Here is a 21,199-nt window from a genome sequence, read left to right as displayed (position 1 = left end):
CACTGGAGTTGAGGAGGTCGTCATGCTGAAGACAATGAGCGCCGCACTGCTGGGATTGGCCCTGGTCGCGGGGCCCGCGCGCGCCGAGGAAACCACGATCAAGTTCACGCTGGGCTGGAAGACGCAAGGCAGCGATGCCGCGTTCTTCTATGCCAAGGACAACGGCTACTTCAAAGAGCAGGGCCTCAACGTCGTGATCGACCAGGGCGAGGGCTCCGGTGCGACGGTGACGCGGATCATGTCGGGCGCCTATGACGCCGGCTTCGGTGACGTCAACGCGATCATCCAGAACGCTGCGACCAAGCCGCAGGACGCGCCCGTGATGGTCTACATGATGTGGAACCAGCCGCCGTTCGCGATCGTCGCCAAGAATTCGAGCGGCATCACGTCGATCAAGGATTTCGAGGGGCATACGCTGGGTGGCGCGCAGGGTACGCCGACCACGCGATTGTTGCCGGTGTTCGTGCACAAGAACGGGCTCGACGGCGAGAAGATCAAGATCTCCAACATGGCACCGAACCTGCAGGAGCCGATGCTGATCAAGGGCGACATCGATGCCGCGCTGGTGTTCAACATCACGAGCTATTTCAACCTGGTGCTCAATCGCCAGGACCCCGACAAGGACTTCAAGTGGTTCTCGTTCGGCGATTACGGGCTCGATCTCTATTCCAACGGCGTGATGGTCTCGCGCAAGCTGATCGCCGCGAACCCGAAGGCGGTCGCCGGCCTGGTGCGCGCCATCAACAAGGGCGCGATCGCGGTCGCCAAGGACCAGAACGCCGCGATGAAGGCGGCGCTGAACTACGACAATCTGATCAATGTCGATGTCGAGAAGCGCCGGCTGCAATATTCCTTCGAGAAGCTGATCGTCTCGCCGGAGATGAAGGACATCGGCATCGGTGACGTCAAGGACGACCGCATGGCCCGCGCCATCGGCTTCATCGTCGAAGGCTACCAGCTCGCCCGCACCCCGACGCCTGCCGAGGTGTTCTCGCGCGAGTTCCTACCGCCGCGCGCGGAGCGGGAGTTGGTGTATACTGCGAACTGACGCAGTTCGTCATTGCGAGGAGCGAAGCGACGAAGCAATCCATCTTTCCGCATGCGGCGATATGGATTGCTTCCCGGAGCCTGTCATCCGGCGGCGCTTCGCGCCGACCGGGTGGCTCGCAATGACGCCCGAGTGGAGCGCGTTCATGGACGTCACGGCAACCCGTCTGTTCTCCGGCACTGACCGCGGCATTCGCAACAACATCGTGCTCCGTCACGATGGCGGTCTCATCACCGATATTTCGGAAGCAGCAGCCCCGGCAACGGGCCCGCGCTCCCTCATCCTCCCGGCCTTCATCAACGCCCACGACCACGCCCGTCCGCGGGCATCCAGCTTCGGCGCGGTCGGCATGCCCCTGGAGAGCTGGATCCTGCGCACGGTGGTCGGCACGCCGGTCGATCCCTATCTCACCGCAGCCTCGGCGTTTGCCCGCGCAGCGCGGGCCGGCTGCGCGGCGATGATGGTGCACTACACACGGCCGAGCGGCACCATGCCATTGCTCGACGAGGTCAAGGCGATCGGCCGCGCCGCCGGCGATGTCGGTATTCGCATCGCCTTTGCCATCGCGGTGCGCGACCAGAATCCGATCGTCTATGGCGACAGCGAGCCGGTGCTTGCAGGGCTCGCCGGCGACGAGCGCAAGACGATCGAGGAGCTGTTCGTCCGTACCCCGATGTCGCCAAAAGCCTATATCGAGCTGACCGACGCGATCGCTGCGGCGATCGGCGGGCCGAAGGTCGACGTGCAGCTTGGGCCGGCCGGAGTGCAATGGTGCTCGAAGCCGCTGCTGGAGGCGGTCGCGGACAATTCGGCGCGGACCGGCCGCCGCGTTCACATGCATCTGCTCGAGACGATCTATCAGCGCGCCTGGGCGGATGAGCACTTTCCCGGCGGCATCGTCCGCTATCTCCGCGATATCGGCTTGCTCTCCGAGCGGCTGACGCTGGCGCATTGCATTCACGCGCGGCCCGACGAGATCGAGATGATCGCGGCGTCAGGCGCGCGCATCGTCACCAATTTCTCCTCCAATTTGCATCTGCGTTCCGGCCTGGCGCCGATCGCCGCGGCTCACGGTTGTGGCTGCGCGATCGCGGTCGGCGTCGATGGCCTCGCGCTCGATGAAGACGACGACGTGCTGCGCGAGATGCGGCTGGTGCAGATGATGCACGGCGGCCTCGGCTTCAAACGCAGCTGGACCCCGCAGGAATTCTTCGCACTCGCGATCCGCAACGGCCGCCGCGCCACCGGCGCGCCGGGAACCGGCGAGCTCGCCGTCGGCGCGCCGGCCGATTTCGTTAGCATCGATCTCGCCCGGCTCGAGCGCGATCAGATTCTTGATGCCGATCCGCTCGACCTCCTGTTCGCGCGCGGCAATGCGTCGCTGATATCAGAGCTTGTGGTCGATAGTCGCACCGTCGCACAGGCCGGCCGGTGCCTCGGTGTTGATCTTCCCGCCATGGAGCACGAACTGCGGGACATCCATCGCGCCAGCGCGGCCACATACGCGCATGTCTTGCGCGCATGGCCGCGATTGTCGCATCAGCTGCAAGGCTGGTTCGAAGCGCAGCCAACCTGCAATTAGCTGCGCAATCCTCGCTTCGCGCTGAGCAGCAGCGCCGATCGTACGCGCGCTAATTCCGTCAAGCGGAAGAAAATTCCACTTGCATCACACAGTCGGCGCGGCTTCAAGTTCACCCCAACAAGAAACTGAATCAACCGCTGTCAGCGGCTGGTCATGTTGTTGGCGAGGAAGCCTGATGGGCGCGTTGTCGCATCTGCGGATTGTCGAGATCGGAAGTGCTGCGGCGACGAGCTATTGCGCGCGGCTATTCGCCGATTTCGGCGCCGACGTGCAGAAGGTCGAGCCGCCTGAGGGTGATCCGATTCGCCGCACCGCGCCGCTGACGCCGCACGGGCACAGCGCGTGGTTTGCGTTTCTCAATTTCAACAAATCGAGTGTCGTTCTCGACAAGGACGCCGCGTCGCGCCTGCGCGAGCTGATCACCGGCTGCGACATCCTGCTCGATGGGCGCGGCATCGCTGCGGCTGATTGTCCCGACATCGATCTCGACGCGATCAAGCGCGACAATCCGGGCCTGATCCATCTCGACCTCGCCTGGTTCGGCGATCGCGGTCCCTATGCCGATTTCGCGGCAACGGACTCCACGATCCGCGCGCTCACCGGCCTCGTGAAGCTGGTCGGACCCGAGCAGGGCCCGCCGATGCACGCGCCGGATTTCCAGACCGGCATTCTGGGCGGGCTGTGGGGCTTCATCGCGGCCGCCTCGTCAGTGCTCGGCCGCATGCAGGACGGGCGCGGGCGCGAAAGCCATCTCAGCCTGTTCGAGGCCTCTATCGCGGTCACCGAATACATCATGTTCGAGGCGTTTTCGCGCGGCGACATCATGCGGCGGATCGGCGTCAACCGGTTCTGGCCGACCTTTCCGGTCGGCATCTACGAGACCAGGCAGGGTTGGCTCGGCGTCACCACGGTGACCCCGGCGCAGTGGCGCGCGTTCTGCGAGATGCTTGATCTCACCGATCTGCGCGACGACCCGACGCTGGTGATGGGCGTCGACCGGCTGCAGCACGTCGCCGAGATCGAAGGCAAGATCCTGCCGAAGCTGAAGCAGCGCACCGCGCAGGAATGGTTCGTCGAAGGCCTCAAGCGCAAGATCCCGATCGTGCCGGTGCCGGAGATCGCCGATCTCATCGCCGATGAGGAGAAGCGCGCCCGCGGCGCCATCGTTCCGATCTCGGTCGGCGACGAGACCGACTTTTCCGCCGGCACGATGCAGCGGCTGACGGGAACGCCGCCGCTGCGGGGCGGGCGGGTGCCCGACCTCGACGAGCAGCAGGCGAGGCGGGAGGCGGCACCGCGCGTGCCGGTACCGAAGCCGGCTCCGGCCAATCGCCTGCCGCTCGAGGGCATCCGCGTCGTCGACTTCTCGATGGGCTGGGCCGGGCCGATCTGCACCCGCACGCTCGCCGATCTCGGCGCCGACGTCATCAAGATCGAGGCGACCCAGTATCCGGACTGGTGGCGCGGCGTCGATCGCCGCCCGGCCTATGTGCTAGAGCAGATGTACGAGAAGTCGGTGCGCTACTGCATCATGAACCGCAACAAGCGCGGCATCACGCTCGATCTGACCCGGCCGAAGGGGCTCGCGCTCGCAAAACGCCTGCTCGCCGATGCCGACCTCGTGGTCGACAATTATTCGGTCGAGGTGCTGCCCAAGCTCGGCCTCGGTTACGATGTGCTGAGCAAGCTCAATCCGAAGCTCGTGATGATGTCGATGTCGGCGTTCGGCGCCGGCAGCGTGCATCGCGACTGCCGAGCTTACGGCTCGACACTGGAGCAGGGCTCCGGCCTGCCCAGCGTCGTCGGTGATCCCGGCGGCCCGCCCGTGATGAGCCATACCGCGTTCGGCGATGCCGTCGGCGGGCTCAATGGCGCTGCCGCGGTGCTGACCGCGCTGATCCACGCCAGGCTGACGGGGCAGGGCCAGTTCGTCGATCTCGCGCAGATCGAATGCATGATGCCGTTCGCCGCGCCCTGGATCGTCGCGCATGCGACCAGTGGCAAACCGCCGATCAAATACGGCAACCGCCATCCGGATTTCGTGCCGCATGGCTGCTTTCGCTGCGATGGCGAGGACAACTGGATCGTGGTCGCGGTGTCCGATGACGCGATGTGGCCGAAACTCGCGCGGCTGCTCGGCCGCGAGGACTGGGCGACGGACGCCAGGCTCAGGACCGCCGCGGGCCGCCGCGCCATCGAAGCCGAGATCGAGGCTGCGATCACGGCCTGGACCTCGACCCGCAATCCAGACACTGCAATGACTGAGCTGCAAGGCGCCGGCGTCGCCTCCGGCGTGGCGCGGCTGCCGATCGATCTCCTCGAGGATCCGCAGCTGCACGCCCGCGGCTTCATCCAGCAGGTCGACCGCGCCTTCATCGGTAAGCACCCGCAGCCATCGATGCCGTTCCGCGAGGCCGATGCACCGTTTGCGATCCGCTCGGTGCCGCCGACGCTCGGCGAGCACAACCGCGAGATCCTGTCCGGCATGCTCGGCCTCTCCGACGCCGAGCTCGAAGAGCTCAGCCGCGAGGGCATCATCGGCACCGAGATGCTGATGGAGGAGCAGTTGGTGAAACAGAAGAAGCGGGCGGCGGGCTGATGGGAGCAGGGCCACCGGCACAGCGCAGGACGGAGGGTGCGCGCGACGGCGCGCGGCCGCTGCTGTCGGTGCGCGGGCTCGGCATCCGTTTCAAGACCGCGCAAGGCGTCTGGCAGGCGACGCGGCGGATCGATTTCGACATCGCGCCCGGCGAGCGCGTCGGCATCGTCGGCGAGAGCGGCTGCGGCAAGACCATCACGGGACTATCGATCCTGCGGCTGCTGCCGGGCAATTTTGCCGGTCTCGACGGCAAGATCCTGTTCGATGGCATCGATCTCGCCTCCTGCAGCGCGCGGCAGATGCGCGCCATCAGGGGCAAGCGGATCGCGATGATCTTCCAGGAGCCGATGAGCGCGCTCGATCCGGTCTTCACCGTCGGCCACCAGATCGCCGAGACGCTGCGCGTCCATACTGATGTCGGCTACGAGGAAGCACGCGCCAGGACGCTGGAGATGCTGCGCCGCGTCGGCATCGCCTCGCCGGAGCGGCGGATCGACGACTATCCGCACCAACTCTCCGGCGGCATGCGCCAGCGCGTGATGATCGCGGCGAGCCTGATTTGCGGCCCGCAGCTCCTGATCGCTGACGAGCCGACCACCGCGCTCGACGTCACCGTGCAGGCGCAGATCCTCGAGCTGCTGCGCGACATCAGCGAGACCTCGAAGACCGCGCTGATGCTGATCACCCACGATCTCGGCGTGGTCGCCGAGACCTGCACGCGGATGATCACGATGTATGCCGGCGAGGTGATCGAGGACGCCAGCGTCGACGAGGCGCTGGTGCGGCCGCTGCATCCTTATACGTCGGGCCTGTTGCGCTCGCTGCCGCATCTGAGCCCGCGTCACGGCCGGCTGCCGTCGATCCCGGGCCGGGTGCCGTCGATCGCGGAGATGCCGGCCGGCTGCCGCTTCCGCGCCCGCTGCGCGCACGCGACGAAGGGCTGCGAGGCCGAGCAGAAGCTGCGGGATGCCGGCGGCGGCCGCAAGGTGCGCTGCTGGCGCTTTGCCGAGCTCAATCTGCCGGGCGCGCTGCATCCGCCCGATAGGCCGGCTGCTGCGAGGGTCGCGACGCAATGACCGCAGCATCCGCTGAACAGCGCCGCGAGCCCATCGTCTCGGTGCGCGACCTCCAGGTCCGCTTCCAGACCTCGGACCGCCGCGCCACCGTGAAGGCGGTCGACGGCGTCAATTTCGACGTCCGCCGCGGCGAGACGTTTGGCATCATCGGCGAGTCCGGCTCGGGCAAGACCACGATCGGCCGCGCGCTGGTGTTCCTGCTGAAGCCGAGCGCGGGCGCCATCCTGCACGATGGCATCGATCCGCTGGCGTTGCCGCGCCGCGAATTCCAGAGCCATCGCCGCGACTACCAGATCATCTTCCAGGATCCGAACGCCGCACTGAACCCGCGCATGACGATCCTGGCCTCGGTGCTGGAGCCGCTGGAGCTCGCCGGTGTCGGCAGCCGGGCCGAGCGCGAGCGGCAGGCGCGGGAGGCGCTTGAGCGCGTCGGCCTGCCGCAGGAATTCGGCGAGCGCTATCCGCATCAGCTCTCCGGCGGCCAGAAGCAGCGCGTGGTGATCGCCCGCGCGCTGACGCTCAAGCCGAAGCTGATCGTCTGCGACGAGGTGGTGGCCGCACTCGACATGTCGATCCGCGGCGACGTGCTCAATTTGTTTGCCGACCTGCAGCGCGACCTCGGCCTGACCTATGTCTTCATCACCCACGATCTTGCCGTGGTGTCGCATATCAGCGAGCGCGTCGCGGTGATGTATCTCGGCCAGTTCGTCGAGCTCGGGCCCACCGAAGAGGTCGCCGAGCGGCCGCTGCATCCCTACACCATTGCGCTGCTGTCGGCCGAGCCGCGGCCGCTGCCGTCTTCGATGCGGCAGGAGAGCCGCATCGTGCTGCAGGGCGAGGTGCCGAGCCCGATCGATCCGCCGTCGGGCTGCCGCTTCCGCACCCGCTGCCCGCATGCGCAGCCGCTCTGCACCGAGCGTGTGCCGGAGTGGCGCGAGCTGAAGCCCGATCACTGGGTGGCCTGCCATTTCGCCGGCCGCCCGCATTTTTCGCCGAACTCACAACCGGAGACCACGCCATGACAATGACCACACGACGCGAGGCCATGGCGCTGATTTCGGGCGCACTCGCCAGCACCACGCTCGGCGGCCGTGCGTTTGCGGAAGGCGCGCCGAAGAAGGGCGGCACCTTGCGCATCTCCGCGCCGGCCAATCCGTCGAGCCTCGATCCCGCAACCGGCGGCGCCGGCTCCGACCATGCTTTCCTGTTCACGATGTACGACACGCTGACCGAATGGGAGTTCGACACGCTGAAGCCGAAGCCGGGGCTTGCCGAGAGCTGGAAGTTCACCGATCCCAATACGCTGGTGCTCAACATCCGCGCCGGCGTCACCTTCCATGACGGCACGCCGCTCGATGCGGAGGCCGTGAAGTTCAACCTCGATCGCAACCGCAGTGATGCGAAGTCGAATATCAAGGCCGACCTGCTCTCGGTTGCCGCCGTCGAGGTCACCGGGCCGCAGCAGGTGACGTTGAAGCTGAAGACGCCGGACACCGCGCTGCCGGGCATCCTCTCCGATCGCGCCGGCATGATGGTGTCGCCGACGGCGCTGAAGGCGGCCGAGGGCGGCGTCGTGACCCGCAAGCCGGTCGGCGCCGGCGCCTATTCGTTCGTGAGCTGGGCCGATGGCGAGAAGATCGTGGTCAAGCGCAACGAGAAATACTGGAAGCCGGACCGGCCGTATCCCGACGCGATCGAGATCTCGATCATTCCCGAACTCACCACCGGCGCCCGCTCGGTCACCGCGGGCCAGAACGATCTGATCTACCAGCTGCCGCCGCGGCAGAAGGCGATCATCGAGCGCGCCTCCAGCGTCAAGGTCGTGCACGGTCCGACGCTCTATGTGTTCCAGATCTTCCTGAACTGGGCCAAGCCGCCGTTCGACAACATCAAGGTCCGCCAGGCGCTGAACTTCGCGATCGACCGCGAATCCTTCGCCAAGGCCGCGCTCGCCGGCCTCGCCGAGCCGGCCTACATGAACCTGCCGAAGTCGCACTGGGCTTATGACGCCGAGGTCGCCAAGCTCTATCCCTATGATCCCGACAAGGCCCGCAAGCTGCTTGCCGAGGCCGGCTTCAAGGAAGGCACCCCAATCGAGATCGGCGGCTATTCCGATCAGGATTCGGTACAGCGCGAGGAGATCCTGATCGAGCAATTGCGGAAGGCCGGCATCACCGTGCGTTTCGTCAACGGCACGGTCGCGGAAGCCTCTGCTGCCTTCTTCGGTCCGGAGAAGAAAGGGGCGGGGTTGTTGTCGGCCTGGACCGGACGTCCCGACCCGAGCCTGACCTATTCGCTGATGTTCACCAAGGACGCCTACTACAATGGCGGCCGGGCGCCGGTGCCGCCGGAACTCGAAGCGGCGATCAAGGAATCGCGCGCCTCTGAAGATATCGAGGTCAGGCGCAAGGCGTTCTCCACCGTGCAGCGGCTGGTGATGGAGAATGCCTTCGTGGTGCCGCTGGCGTTCCAGTTCGAGCTGGTCGCCATGAACAAGAAGGTGCAGGGCTATCGGCCCAATCTGCTGGGCAAGCCGAAATACGACGACGTCTGGCTGGAGAGCTAATCGATGGCGCGACGGTCACCAGTCCGGGTCATCGGCAGCCGCCTGGTGCAGGCGCTGCCCGTGATCCTGCTCGCGACCTTCATGGTGTTCGCGCTGCTCAAGCTGGTGCCCGGCGACGTCGCCGTGACCTTGGCGGGCGACAACGCGACCGACGCGCGGATCACCGAGATCAGGAAGATCTACGGCCTCGACCGGCCGTTCCTGGTGCAATATGGCACATGGCTCGGCCATGTCGCGCAGGGTGATCTGTCGCAATCGCTGCTGACCGGCGAGAAGGTCGCGGTTTCGATCGGCCGCGCTTTCCCGAACACGCTGCTGATTGTCGTGATCGCGCTGCTGCTGGCGCTGGTCACCGGCATCCCGATGGGCGTGATGGCCGCGATCCAGCCGAACGGCTGGGTCGACAAGCTGATCAGCATGATCGCCTCGCTCGGCGTCGCGGTGCCCGGCTTCTGGCTCGCGATGATCCTGGTGGCGGAGTTCTCGCTGAAGCTGAACTGGCTGCCGGCGACCGGCGCCAAATCCTTCAGCGTCTCGCCGATCGATGCGATCCGGCACGCGCTGCTGCCTGCGATCGCGATCGCGGCCTATGGCATGGCCGAGGTCGCACGCCAGCTGCGCGGCGCATTGCTGGAGGTGCTGTCCTCGCAATATGTCCGCACGCTGCATGCCAAGGGGCTGTCGATGTCGCGGATCCTCTGGCAGCACGGCCTGAAGAATGTCAGCGTCAATCTGCTGACCATCGTCAGCCTTTTGGTCAACCGCATGCTGGCGGCGACCGTCGTGATCGAGGCGGTGTTCGCCATTCCCGGCCTCGGCAGCCTGATCGTGCGCGGCGCGATCCAGCGCGATTTCCCGATCGTGCAGGGCGTGGTCTTCACGATGGTGGTCGTGGTCATCGCAGTGAATTTGATCACCGACCTGCTGTGCGCCGCGGTCGATCCGAGGATCGAGCAATGACCGACACGGCGCTCGCTCCGCTCAAGGCACCCGCCAGGCCGACCCGGCTGGGCCGCTTCCTGCGCTGGCTCGCCGGCGACCTGCGTGCCGCGCTGTCGATCCTGGTGCTCTCGGTGCTCGTGATCGTCGCGATCGGCGCGCCCTGGATCGCGCCCTATGCGCCGACCGCGCAGGACGTCAACAACATGCTGGCGCCGCCGGGGCCGCTGCATCTGCTCGGCACCGACGATCTCGGCCGCGACATCTTCTCGCGCCTGATCTACGGCGCGCCGGCGACCGTCTATGCCAGCCTGCTCGCGGTCGGCGTCGCGGTTCTGATCGGGCTGCCGGTCGGCCTGATCGCCGGCTATTTCGGCGGCTGGATCGACGACATCATCAGCCGCATCATCGACACCTTCCTGTCGTTCCCCGCCATCGTGCTGGCGATCGCCGTCACCGGCGCGCTCGGAATCGGGCTCACCAACGGCATGATCGCGATCGGCATCACGATGTTTCCGGCGCTGGCTCGGATCGTCCGCGCCCGTACCCTGATCGTTCGGCAGGAGCTCTATGTCGACGCATCGCGCGGCTTCGGCGCGCCGACCTGGCATGTGCTATGGCGCCATGTGCTGCCGAACACGCTGCAGCCCGTGATCGTGCAGGTGACGCTGCTGCTCGCCGCGGCGCTGCTGGCCGAGGCCAGCCTGTCGTTCCTCGGCCTCGGCATCCAGCCGCCGGACCCGAGCTGGGGCGCCATGCTGGCGCGCGCCTATCAATATATGGAAATCGCCCCGGAGCAGATGTATGCGCCGGGCGTTGCCATTCTCGTCGTTTCCCTGGCGTTCAATGCGCTCGGGGAATCCTTGCGTGTCGTGCTCGATCCCACGATGAAGGATCGTTGACCTCTAACGGAACCGTCCATGTCGTTCAAGAAATTGCTGATTGCCAACCGCGGTGAGATCGCGATCCGCATTGCCCGCGCCGCGGCCGAGAGCGGTATCGCGACTGTCACGATCTATCCGGCCGACGATGCCGCCTCGCTGCATGTCCGGTCCGCCGATGCGAGCCACGAGATTCCCGGTCACGGTGCGCGGGCGTATCTCGACATCGAGGCTGTCATCGCTGCGGCCAAGGCCACCGGCTGCGACGCGCTGCATCCGGGCTACGGCTTCCTCAGCGAGAACACCCAGCTCGCGCGGCGCTGTGCCGAGGAGAAGATCACTTTCGTCGGCCCATCGCCGGAGGCGCTCGACCTGTTCGGCGACAAGGCCAAGGCCAAGGCGCTGGCGAAGAAATGCGGCGTGCCGATCATCGCCGGCACCTCGGGCGCAACGTCGCTTGACGAGGCAAAGGCCTTCTTCACCTCGCTCGGCGCCAATGCCGCTGTCATGATCAAGGCAATCGCCGGCGGCGGTGGGCGCGGCATGCGGGTGGTTGAGGACTTGGCGAAGCTCGATGAAGCCTATGCGCGCTGCCAGTCGGAGGCCAAGGCGGCATTCGGGAGCGACGCCGTCTATGTCGAGCGGTTGATCCGGAAAGCGCGTCACATCGAGGTGCAGATCATCGGCGACCGCCATGGCGCGATCAGCCATCTCTGGGAGCGCGAATGCACCATCCAGCGCCGCAACCAGAAACTGATCGAGGTGGCGCCGAGCCCGTCGCTGAGCGATGGAATGCGCGCCCGCATCATCGAGGCGGCAAAGCAGCTCGCGACCGCGGCGCGTTACGACAATCTCGGCACCTTCGAATTCCTGGTCGATGACGAGGCCGGCGAAGGTGAGGGCGCGTTCGCCTTCATCGAGGCCAATCCGCGCCTTCAGGTCGAGCACACCGTCACCGAGGCGGTGCTCGGCGTCGACCTCGTGCGGTCGCAGCTTGCGGTCGCTGGCGGCGCGACGCTGGCATCGCTCGGGCTGGCGCAGTCAGCGGTGCCGCTGCCGCGCGGCTATGCCATGCAGCTGCGCGTCAACATGGAGGTGATGGACGAGAAGGGCGTGACAAAGCCGACCGGCGGCACGCTCAGCGTGTTCGACCTGCCGTCCGGTCCCGGCGTCCGCGTCGATACGTTCGGCTATTCCGGCTACCGGACCTCTGCCGCGTTCGATTCGCTGCTGGCGAAGGTCATCGTGCATTCGCCGAGCCCGAAATGGACCGACGTGGTGCACAAGGCATCGCGCACGTTACGCGAATTCCGCATCGGCGGCGTCGCCACCAACATCCCGTTCCTCGGCGCGATCCTGGCGCACCAGAGTTTTGCCCGGAACAAGATCAGCACCAACTTCATCGATACCCACGTCGCGGCGCTGGTCGGCGCCGCGCAGGAGCATGCCGCGCCGCTGCTCGAGGTGAGCGAGGCGGCGGCGACCAAGGCCGTCGCTATCGAGGCGGCGCCCGAAGGATCGCTGCCGGTGCCGGCGCCGTTGCAGGGCACCATCGTCGCCATCGAGGTCGCGGAGGGCGATCTGGTTCGCCCCGGTCAGCAGATCGCGGTGCTGGAATCGATGAAGATGGAGCATCTCGTCACCGCGCCGCATGGCGGCCGCGTGACCAGGATTGCGGGCGGTCCCGGCGTCACCCTGATGCATGGCGAGCCGATCCTGTTCCTCGAGCCCGCCGAGGTCGACGGTCATGCCGCGGCGGAAGAGGCCGCGATCGATCTCGATCACATCCGTCCCGACCTCGGCGAATTGATCGCGCGCAGGGCGATCACGCTCGACGAGAATCGCCCGGCGTCGGTGGAGCGCCGCCGCAAGACCAACCAGCGCACCGCGCGCGAGAACATCGCGCAGCTGGTCGATGACGGCTCGTTCGTCGAATACGGCTCGCTTGCGATTGCGGCGCAGCGCCGCCGCCGCAAGGTCGAGGATCTCATCAAGAACACGCCGGCCGACGGCCTGATCGCCGGCGTCGCCACCGTCAACGCCAGGGATTTCGGCGCCGACGGCGCGCGCTGCATGGTGATCTCGTACGACTACACGGTGCTCGCGGGCACGCAAGGCCATATGAACCACAAGAAGATCGACCGCATGCTCGGCCTTGCCGAGCAGTGGCGCATGCCGCTGGTGTTCTATGCCGAGGGCGGCGGCGGCCGTCCCGGCGATACCGACCGGCTCGGCATGACCGGCCTCGACGGCCCGTCCTTCGTACAGTTCGCAAAGCTTTCCGGGCTGGTGCCCGTGGTCGGCGTGGTCTCGGGCTATTGCTTCGCCGGCAACGCCGCGATGCTCGGCGTCTGCGACGTCATCATCGCGACCAAAAACGCCTCGATCGGCATGGGCGGCCCCGCGATGATCGAGGGCGGCGGCCTCGGCGTCTATCATCCGGCCGAGGTCGGCCCGGTCTCGTTCCAGTCGCCGAACGGCGTGATCGACATCCTGGTCGAAGACGAGGAAGAGGCCACGACGGTGGCGCAGAAATATCTCTCCTACTTCCAGGGCGCGGTGCAGGACTGGAAGGCGCCGGACCAGCGGCTGCTGCGCCGCGCGATCCCGGAAAATCGCCTGCGGGTCTACGACATCCGCAACGTGATCGACCTGATCGCCGACGAAGGCTCGGTGCTGGAGATCCGCAGGGATTTCGGCGTCGGCATGATCACGGCCTTCATCCGCATCGAAGGCAAGCCGTTCGGCCTGATCGCCAACAATCCGAAGCATCTCGGCGGCGCGATCGACGCTGCGGCCGGCGACAAGGCCGCGCGCTTCATGCAGCTGTGCGATGCCTTCGACATCCCGATCGTCTCGCTGTGCGACACGCCGGGCTTCATGGTCGGCCCCGAGGCCGAGAAGACCGCGATCGTGCGCCATGTCGCGCGGATGTTCGTCACCGGCGCCAGCATCACGGTGCCGCTGTTCGGCGTCGTGCTGCGCAAGGGCTACGGTCTCGGCGCGCAATCGATGATCGGCGGCGGCTTCCACGCCTCGTTCTTCACGGTGGCCTGGCCGACCGGCGAATTCGGCGGCATGGGCCTGGAAGGCTATGTCCGCCTCGGCTTCCGCAAGGAGATGGAGGCGATCGCGGACCCGGTCGAGCGCGAGAAGTACTTCCAGACCAAGGTCGCCGAGCTCTACGCCAACGGCAAGGCGGTCTCGATCGCCTCGGTGCTCGAGATCGACGAGGTGATCGACCCCGCTGACACCCGGCACTGGATCATGGTCGGCCTCCGCTCGGTGCCGAAGGCAGAGCCGCGTACGCACCGCAAGCGGCCGTGCATCGATGCGTGGTAGTGAGGACGGAGCTGCGTTCCCACCCCAACTGTCATCGCCCGGCTCGACCGGGCGATCCAGTGCGCCGCGGCTTCCCGGCTCGATAACCACCGTCTCTGGAATACTGGATCACCCGCTTTCGCGGGTGATGACACCGCATCTTTGACATCTTGAATCAGGCGCCATCCACCGATGTCGTCCGGGCGAAAGCCAAGACCCATTACCCCAAATATTGATTGTTGCGCGATACTGGGGCCGCGATCCGTTCGTCACTGAATGCGGTGGTTATGGGTCCTGGCCTTCGCCAGGACGACGGCGGTGGATGGGCGGGCGCCTCGCACCGCTGGCGGTGTCGGGCGTGAGCGACCGCACGTTAGCCCAACCGCAGCTCCGCATACCCCTGCGCCGCCACCTCATCGCATCGTGCGCGATAGGCCGGCGCGCTGCCGCTGTAGCGGGCGACGATGCGGGTTTGCTTGCCTTCGACGTTGCGGTTGATGCCGGTCATCCAGGAATCGACCTCGTTGGACAACAGCCCGACACCGAGCGCCTTGACGTGATCGGTCCAGCCGGCAGTGCCTTCAGGGGTGGCGTCGAGGAAGGTCAGGCCTCTCGCTTTCGCGAAGCGGATCAGGCCGGTGACCCAGTCGACGCTGTATTCGATGCTGCGCGGGATGTTGCCGAGCGCGGTGTGCGGGCCCATCAGCATCATCATGTTGGGGAAGCCGTCGACCATCAGCCCGAGATAGGTCTCCGGGCCGTGCGCCCACTTCTGCTTCAGTCGCGCGCCACCGGCACCACGGATATCGATCTTGTCGAAACTGCCGGTGATGGCATCGAAGCCGGTGGCGTAGATGATGATGTCGAAGGCGTAGTCCCTGTCGGTCGTGCGGATGCCCTCGGGCGTGATCCGCTCGATCGGCGTCTGCTTCAGATCGACCAGCTCGACATTGTCGCGGTTGTAGACTTCGTAATAGAAGGTCTCGAGCGGCAGTCGCCGTGTGCCAAAGCCGTGGTTCTTCGGGATCAGCTTTTCGGCCACCGCCTGGTCCTTCACGCGCTGGCGGATCTTGCGCGCGACGAAGTCGCTGATCGTCGCATTGGCCGCGCGATCGATCAGGATATCCCTGAAATTGCCCTGCCAGATGCCGAAGCCGCGCTCGCCATAGAGTTTTTCGTAGAACGCCTCACGCTCGGCATCGCTGACCTCGAAAGCGCCGCGCGGATCGGGCGTATGCACGAAGCAGGCAAAGGTCTCCTTGCAGCGTGCAAAAATCTCGGGATAGCCGGCCTTGATCTTCGCCTGCGTTTCCGCGTCGATCTTGCCGTTGTGCAGCGGGGCTGCCCAGTTGGCGGTGCGCTGGAACACGGTGAGGTGCCCGACCTCGCCGGCAATGGTCTGGATGGTCTGGATGCCGGTCGCGCCTGTGCCGATCACGGCGACGCGCTTGCCGGTGAAATCCACCTTCTGCTTCGGCCAGCGCGCGGTGTGAAACGATTGCCCCGTGAAATCGTCGCGGCCCTCGATGCGCGGCAAAGTGGGCGTCGACAACGGGCCGATCGCGGTGATCAGGAAGCGGCAACTGTATTGCGCGCCGCTCTCCAGCGTGACCCGCCAGCTTCGCGTGTCGTCCTGGTAGGTCGCAGAGGTGACGCGGCTCTCGAACTGGATGTCGCGGCGCAGATCGAACTTGTCGGCGACGAAGTTGCAGTAGCGCAAGGTCTCGGGCTGGCCGGCGAAATGCTCCGACCATTCCCATTCCTCGAGCAGCTCCTTCGAGAACGAGTAGCCGTAGGAGTAGCTTTCGGAATCGAATCGTGCGCCGGGATACCGGTTCCAGTACCAGGTGCCGCCGACGCCGGTGCCGGCCTCGAACACGCGCGCGGTGAGGCCGAGCTCGCGCAGCCGGTAAAGCTGGTACATGCCGGACAGGCCGGCGCCGATGATGATGACGTCGGAGTCCAGCGCAGCCTTCTCGGGGCTGTTGTCCTGGCGCGTTGCGGCCACCTGTCGTCGCTCCCTGCTGGGTTGATTGCCGCCAAGGCTAGCCGGTCTTCCTGCCGCCGACAAACATCGAACAGCGGGGCAGCTATCGGGATTTGCCGGGTGCGTAAGCTGCGCGCATTCCGCGCGGCGGACTGTTCGCTCCGCGGCTTTACTCGGCCGTGGGATTGCCTCTATCGTCGGCCCGACAAGACGATCGCCCGTCAAGCGGCGACGGAACCTGACGGGAGTGAGCGATGGGAGAGGCGCCGCGCAGGCCGACGGCAACAGACGTCAGCAATCCCCGGCTTTATCAGGACGACACCTGGCGGCCGCTGTTCGCGCAGCTCCGCCGCGACGATCCCGTGCATTATTGCGAGGCGTCGGCCTACGGCCCGTACTGGTCGGTGACGCGCTACGACGACATCTTTGCGGTCGAGCTGGATCACCAGAACTATTCCTCGGCTTCCGAGCTTGGCGGTATCCAGGTCGCTGACCAGCCGAAGGGGCAGGAGCGGCCGAGCTTCATCCGCATGGACCCGCCTGGCCACACCGCGCAGCGCCGCACGGTGGCGCCGATCGTGGCGCCGTCGCACCTCGCCAATTTCGATGCGCTGATCCGCCAGCGCACCGCGGCCGTGCTCGATGCGCTGCCGCGCAACGAGACCTTCGATTGGGCCGAGCGGGTCTCGGTCGACCTCACCAACATGATGCTGGCGACGCTGTTCGATTTCCCCTCGGAGGATCGCGCCAAGCTGACCTGGTGGTCGGATGTCGCGATTGCCAACGTCGAATCCCCCGACGCGGTGGTGCATTCGGAGGCCGAACGCACCGCTGAGCTGGTCAAGATGGGAGAATATTTCCGAAAATTATGGGACGCGCGGATCGATGCGCCGCCGACCTTCGACCTGATCTCGATGCTGGCCCATTCGCCGGCGACGCGGAATCTGGAGCCGCGCGAGTTCATCGGCACCATCGGGCTTCTGATCGTCGGCGGCAACGACACCACGCGGAATTCGATGTCCGCAGGCCTGATGGCGCTGTGCGAGAATCCGGAGCAGTTCGAGCTGGTCCGCGCCCGCCGCGAGCTGATCCCCAACCTGGTGTCCGAGACCATCCGTTACCACACGCCGGTGCTGCACATGCGCCGCACCGCGCGCAACGATGTCGAGCTCGCCGGCCGCGATATCAAAAAGGGCGACAAGGTGGTGATGTGGTACATCTCCGGCAACCGCGACGAGGACAAGATCGAGCGGGCCGATGAATTCATCATCGACCGCGCCAAGCCGCGCCAGCACCTCGCCTTCGGCGCCGGCATCCACCGCTGCGTCGGCGATCGCCTCGCCGAGCAGCAATTGCGCATCCTCTGGGAGGAGGTCCTGGCGCGCGATCTGCGTTTTACGCTGATGGGCCCGCCGCAACGGCTCTATTCCAATTTCATCCGCGGTATACGAAGCTTGCCGGTGAGAATCGCCGATTGAGCCGCATCACCCCGTCATTGCGAGCAAAGCGAAGCAATCCATGGAGCCACAAGTGGAGAGGTGGATTGCTTCGCTTCGCTCGCAATGACACAAGAAGAAACTCCAGGAAATAACAATGAAGAACGATCCCGTTGACGTCCTGATCATCGGCGCCGGCGCATCCGGCGCCGCGATAGCCTGGAGCCTCGCCGATACCAAGATGCACATCCTCTGCCTCGACCAGGGCGGCTGGATGAACCCTGCCGAATATCCGAGCACCGGGCGCGACTGGGAGGCGAAATTCTACGGCGAGTGGTCGTCCAGCCCCAATGTCCGCAAGCGGCCCGAGGACTACCCGATCAACGACGACAACTCACCGATCAAGGTCGTCAACTTCAACGCCGTCGGCGGCTCGACCGTGATGTACACCGCGCATTGGCCGCGGCTGCATCCGTCCGACTTCAAGGTGAAGACGCTCGACGGCGTCGCCGACGACTGGCCGATCGACTACGACGCGCTCACCCCGTTCTTCGAGGAGAACGATCGCATGATGGGCACGTCGGGCCTGTCGGGCGATCCGCTGTCGCCGCTGAGCCATCCGCCGATGCCGCAGCAGCCGCTCGGCCTGTCAGGCCCGCTGATCGGCAAGGCCATGAACAAGCTCGGCTGGCACTGGTGGCCGTCGGACACGACGGTTGCGACGATGGACTACGAGGGCAGGGCGCGCTGCATCAATCTCGGCCATTGCACGCCGGCCTGCGCGCAAGGCGCCAAGGCCTCGACCGACATCACCTACTGGCCGCACGCGATCCGCGCCGGGGTCGAGCTCAAGACCCATTGCCGGGTGCGCGAGATCCTGACCAATGAGCACGGCATGGCCTCCGGCGTCGTCTATTACGACAAGGACGGCGTCGAGCAATTCCAGCCGGCCGAGGTCGTCATCATCGCCTGCAACGGCGTCGGTACGCCGCGGCTGCTGCTCAATTCGGTGTCGGGCAAGTTTCCGAACGGCCTCGCCAATTCGTCCGGCCTGGTCGGCAAGAACCTGATGTTCCACCCCTACGCGCAGATCTACGGCTTCGTGAAGGAGCCGACCGACAGCAACCGCGCACCGCCGACCTGCCTGTGGAGCAAGGAGTTCTACGACACGGACCTGTCGCGCGGCTTCGTCCGCGGTTACGGCATCCAGTTCGGTCGCGGCGCCGGGCCGGTGTTCGAGGCTGTCGCAAGCGAGCAGAAGGGCATCCTGCCCTGGGGCAAGGACCATCACCGCGTGTTCCGCAAGCTCAACGGCCACCGCCTTGCGGTGTCGGCGATCTGCGAGGATCTGCCGGAGGAGCACAACCGCGTCACGCTCGATCCTGATCTGAAGGACAGCCATGGCATCCCCGCGCCGAAGATCGACTACACGATCAGCGCAAACAGCCGGAAGATGATGGACCATGGGCTGGCGCGCGGCCGCGAGATTCTCGAGGCCGCCGGCGCCACCGACATCTGCATCAACGATCCGATCCCGTGGGGCGGCTGGCATCTGCTCGGCACCGCGCGGATGGGGACCGATCCCGCGCGCTCCGTGGTCAACGAATGGGGCCGCTCGCACGACGTGAAGAACCTGTTCATCGTCGACGGCAGCATCTTCGTCACCTCGGGCGGCGTGAACCCGACCTCCACCATCCAGGCCCTCGCGCTCTACATCGCCGACCAGATGAAGCAGCGCCTCGCCAACCTGTTCGACTGAGGCTACCATGTCCGAAGTAAAACAACTGACCGCAGCCCAACGCGCCGATCTGCGCACCGTCGCCGCGATGATCGTCCCCGAAAGCGCCGAGTACAGGGTGCCGGGTGCTGATGATGCCGCGATCCAGGCCGACATGCTGGCAACGCTCGGCCGCGATACCGCGCTGGTCGCGCAGGCGCTGGATCGTCTGGCGCAGCTTGCCGGCAAGCCGCTCGCCGAGCTCGACGATGCCGGGCGCGACGCGGTGGCGCGGGAGTTTCGCAAGCTTGGCGGCGCTGCCGCGGCGACGCTCGTCCGCGTGGTGCTGCAATGCTACTACCGCGACGACCGCGTGCTGCGTTCGCTCGGGCTCGAGCTGCGCGCCCCGTTCCCCAAGGGCCACGTGCTGCCGGACGGCGACTGGTCGCTGCTCGACCCGGTCAAGGCAAGGGGCGGTACGCTGCGGCGGGCGACCTAGCCATTCGGGCAGGTACAGGCGTAACCACTTGCGGTAGCGGGAGCCGGTCACCATCTGAGGTGACCAAAGGACTCTCGCCATGCTGGATATTACCTCAGATGCCGCCGGTGACACGACGTCGCCGCGGGCGGCTGACGCTACCCAAGTTACAGGCCAAGTCAAAAGCCAGGTCGATGACCGGGCCTTGCTGGATGCCTATTCGAATGCCGTGATCGACGTGACCGACCGCGTCGGTCCGGCCGTGGTCCGGGTCGAAACCGGGCCGAAAGTGCGCAACGCGCGCGAGCGCGGCGGGCTCGGCTCGGGCATCGTGATCTCGCCCGACGGCTTCGTGCTGACCAACAGCCATGTGGTCGGATCGTCCAAGGAGATCCGGCTGCGCGACACTGAGGGCTTCGTCACCGACGCCCATGTGCTCGGCGTCGATCCCGACACCGATCTCGCCTTGCTGCGGGCCGATGGCGCGCGCGATCTGCCCTATGCCTCGCTCGGCAATTCCAAGACCTTGCGCCGCGGCCAGCTCGTGGTCGCGATCGGCAATCCGCTCGGCTTCGAATCGACGGTCACCGCCGGCGTGGTGTCGGCGCTCGGCCGCTCGATCCGCTCGGTTAGCGGCCGCACCATCGAGGACGTGATCCAGACCGACGCCGCGCTCAACCCGGGCAATTCCGGCGGGCCGCTGGTGTCGTCGAAGGGCGAGGTGATCGGCATCAACACCGCGATCATCAATGGCGCGCAGGGCATCTGCTTTGCGGTCGCCTCTAACACCGCGCAGTTCGTGCTGTCGGAGATCATCCGCCACGGCTATGTCCGCCGCGCCTATATCGGCGTTGCCGGACAGACCGCGCCGGTGCCGCGGCGCCATGCGGTGCTGGCCGGCGTCGAGAACAAGATGGGCGCGCTGCTGATGCAGATCGAGCCGGACAGCCCGGCCGCGCGCGCCAGCCTGCTGCCCGGCGACGTGGTGATCAGGCTCGACGGTATCGAGATCAACGGCGTCGACGACCTGATCCGCGCGCTCGATCACAGCCGGATCGACCGCACGTTGTCGATGGACGTGCTCCGCCTCGGCCGCCTGCGCGCGATCGACATCCACCCGATCGGGCGCAAGCCGGCGAAGCAGTGAGGGGCGGTGCGCTGATATCAGCCACTCATGGTGAGGCGCGCGTTCCGCGCTCCTTTAGGATGATGGGCTGAAAGCGATGCAACATACCCGGTGTCGTCCCGGCGAAAGCCGGGACCCATAACCACAGGGTTGGATTGTTGAGAAAGGCTGTGGCCCCAGCGTTGCGTACCAATGGCTTCAGTGGTTGGGTCCCGGCTTTCGCCGGGACGACACTGAGTATTTGGTGCCGCTCGTGAGCCACACACCCTACTGCAACGCCGCCAGCAGCTCGTCGGAATGCGATCCGCTTCGCGTGATCGCTGTTCACCACCAGTATGGCCACCGCCACCCCTCATAGAGGTCCCAAGACGACACCACAGGCGGTCCGTATGGATCGACCCGGTCGTCTTCAGGGCGATAGCGATAGCGTGGAACAATATAAT

Annotated in this window: 14 protein-coding genes; 13 read left to right on the top strand and 1 reads right to left on the bottom strand. The window is 66.1% G+C overall.

Going from position 1 to position 21,199, the window contains the following annotated elements; genetic code table 11:
* Positions 1-22 precede the first annotated feature (22 nt).
* The 9 genes from XH92_RS32275 (at position 23) to XH92_RS32235 (ending at position 14,033) form a co-directional block, all read left to right on the top strand.
* Complete coding sequence (locus XH92_RS32275; protein WP_194455742.1) at positions 23-1,048, top strand: ABC transporter substrate-binding protein; 1,026 nt, start codon at positions 23-25, stop codon at positions 1,046-1,048.
* 145 nt (positions 1,049-1,193) lie between these two features.
* On the top strand, positions 1,194-2,630 hold the full coding sequence (locus XH92_RS32270; protein WP_194455741.1) for an amidohydrolase family protein: 1,437 nt from the start codon (positions 1,194-1,196) through the stop codon (positions 2,628-2,630).
* Positions 2,631-2,805: 175 nt separating this feature from the next.
* On the top strand, positions 2,806-5,229 hold the full coding sequence (locus tag XH92_RS32265; RefSeq protein ID WP_194455740.1) for a CaiB/BaiF CoA-transferase family protein: 2,424 nt from the start codon (positions 2,806-2,808) through the stop codon (positions 5,227-5,229).
* Entirely contained in the window at positions 5,229-6,305 is a 1,077-nt protein-coding gene (locus tag XH92_RS32260) for an ABC transporter ATP-binding protein (protein ID WP_194455739.1), read from the top strand. The genes XH92_RS32265 and XH92_RS32260 overlap by 1 nt, the downstream gene beginning before the upstream one ends.
* A complete protein-coding gene (locus XH92_RS32255) occupies positions 6,302-7,327 on the top strand; it encodes an ABC transporter ATP-binding protein (RefSeq protein WP_194455738.1) in 1,026 nt (341 codons plus the stop codon). The genes XH92_RS32260 and XH92_RS32255 overlap by 4 nt, the downstream gene beginning before the upstream one ends.
* Positions 7,324-8,871 (top strand): ABC transporter substrate-binding protein, encoded by a 1,548-nt coding sequence (locus XH92_RS32250; protein ID WP_194455737.1) that lies wholly within the window; start codon positions 7,324-7,326, stop codon positions 8,869-8,871. Before XH92_RS32255 ends, XH92_RS32250 begins: the two co-directional genes overlap by 4 nt.
* A gap of 3 nt (positions 8,872-8,874) precedes the next feature.
* Entirely contained in the window at positions 8,875-9,831 is a 957-nt protein-coding gene (locus XH92_RS32245; RefSeq protein WP_194455736.1) for an ABC transporter permease, read from the top strand.
* The gene (locus XH92_RS32240) at positions 9,828-10,712 is read left to right on the top strand and encodes an ABC transporter permease (RefSeq protein WP_194455735.1); all 885 of its coding nucleotides are present in this window, start codon (positions 9,828-9,830) and stop codon (positions 10,710-10,712) included. Before XH92_RS32245 ends, XH92_RS32240 begins: the two co-directional genes overlap by 4 nt.
* 18 nt (positions 10,713-10,730) lie before the next feature.
* Positions 10,731-14,033 carry a carboxyl transferase domain-containing protein gene (locus tag XH92_RS32235; protein ID WP_194455734.1) on the top strand — a complete coding sequence of 1,101 codons (3,303 nt, stop codon included), beginning with the start codon at positions 10,731-10,733 and terminating at the stop codon, positions 14,031-14,033.
* Positions 14,034-14,385: 352 nt separating this feature from the next.
* Here XH92_RS32235 and XH92_RS32230 read toward each other — a convergent pair whose 3' ends face one another.
* On the bottom strand, positions 14,386-16,020 hold the full coding sequence (locus XH92_RS32230; protein WP_194455733.1) for an NAD(P)/FAD-dependent oxidoreductase: 1,635 nt from the start codon (positions 16,018-16,020) through the stop codon (positions 14,386-14,388).
* A 233-nt stretch (positions 16,021-16,253) separates the two neighbouring features.
* Here XH92_RS32230 and XH92_RS32225 point away from each other — a divergent pair, with 233 nt between their 5' ends.
* From XH92_RS32225 to XH92_RS32210, 4 genes are all read left to right on the top strand, one after another.
* Complete coding sequence (locus XH92_RS32225) at positions 16,254-17,477, top strand: cytochrome P450 (protein WP_194455732.1); 1,224 nt, start codon at positions 16,254-16,256, stop codon at positions 17,475-17,477.
* 115 nt (positions 17,478-17,592) lie between these two features.
* Entirely contained in the window at positions 17,593-19,194 is a 1,602-nt protein-coding gene (locus tag XH92_RS32220; RefSeq protein ID WP_194455731.1) for a GMC family oxidoreductase, read from the top strand.
* 7 nt (positions 19,195-19,201) lie between these two features.
* On the top strand, positions 19,202-19,651 hold the full coding sequence (locus XH92_RS32215) for a hypothetical protein (RefSeq protein WP_194455730.1): 450 nt from the start codon (positions 19,202-19,204) through the stop codon (positions 19,649-19,651).
* A gap of 79 nt (positions 19,652-19,730) precedes the next feature.
* Positions 19,731-20,777 carry a S1C family serine protease gene (locus XH92_RS32210; RefSeq protein WP_194455729.1) on the top strand — a complete coding sequence of 349 codons (1,047 nt, stop codon included), beginning with the start codon at positions 19,731-19,733 and terminating at the stop codon, positions 20,775-20,777.
* The last annotated feature ends 422 nt before the right edge of the window (positions 20,778-21,199 follow it).

The organism is Bradyrhizobium sp. CCBAU 53421 (assembly GCF_015291625.1).
Lineage (GTDB): Bacteria > Pseudomonadota > Alphaproteobacteria > Rhizobiales > Xanthobacteraceae > Bradyrhizobium.
This window is presented reverse-complemented; position numbering and strand designations above follow the sequence as displayed.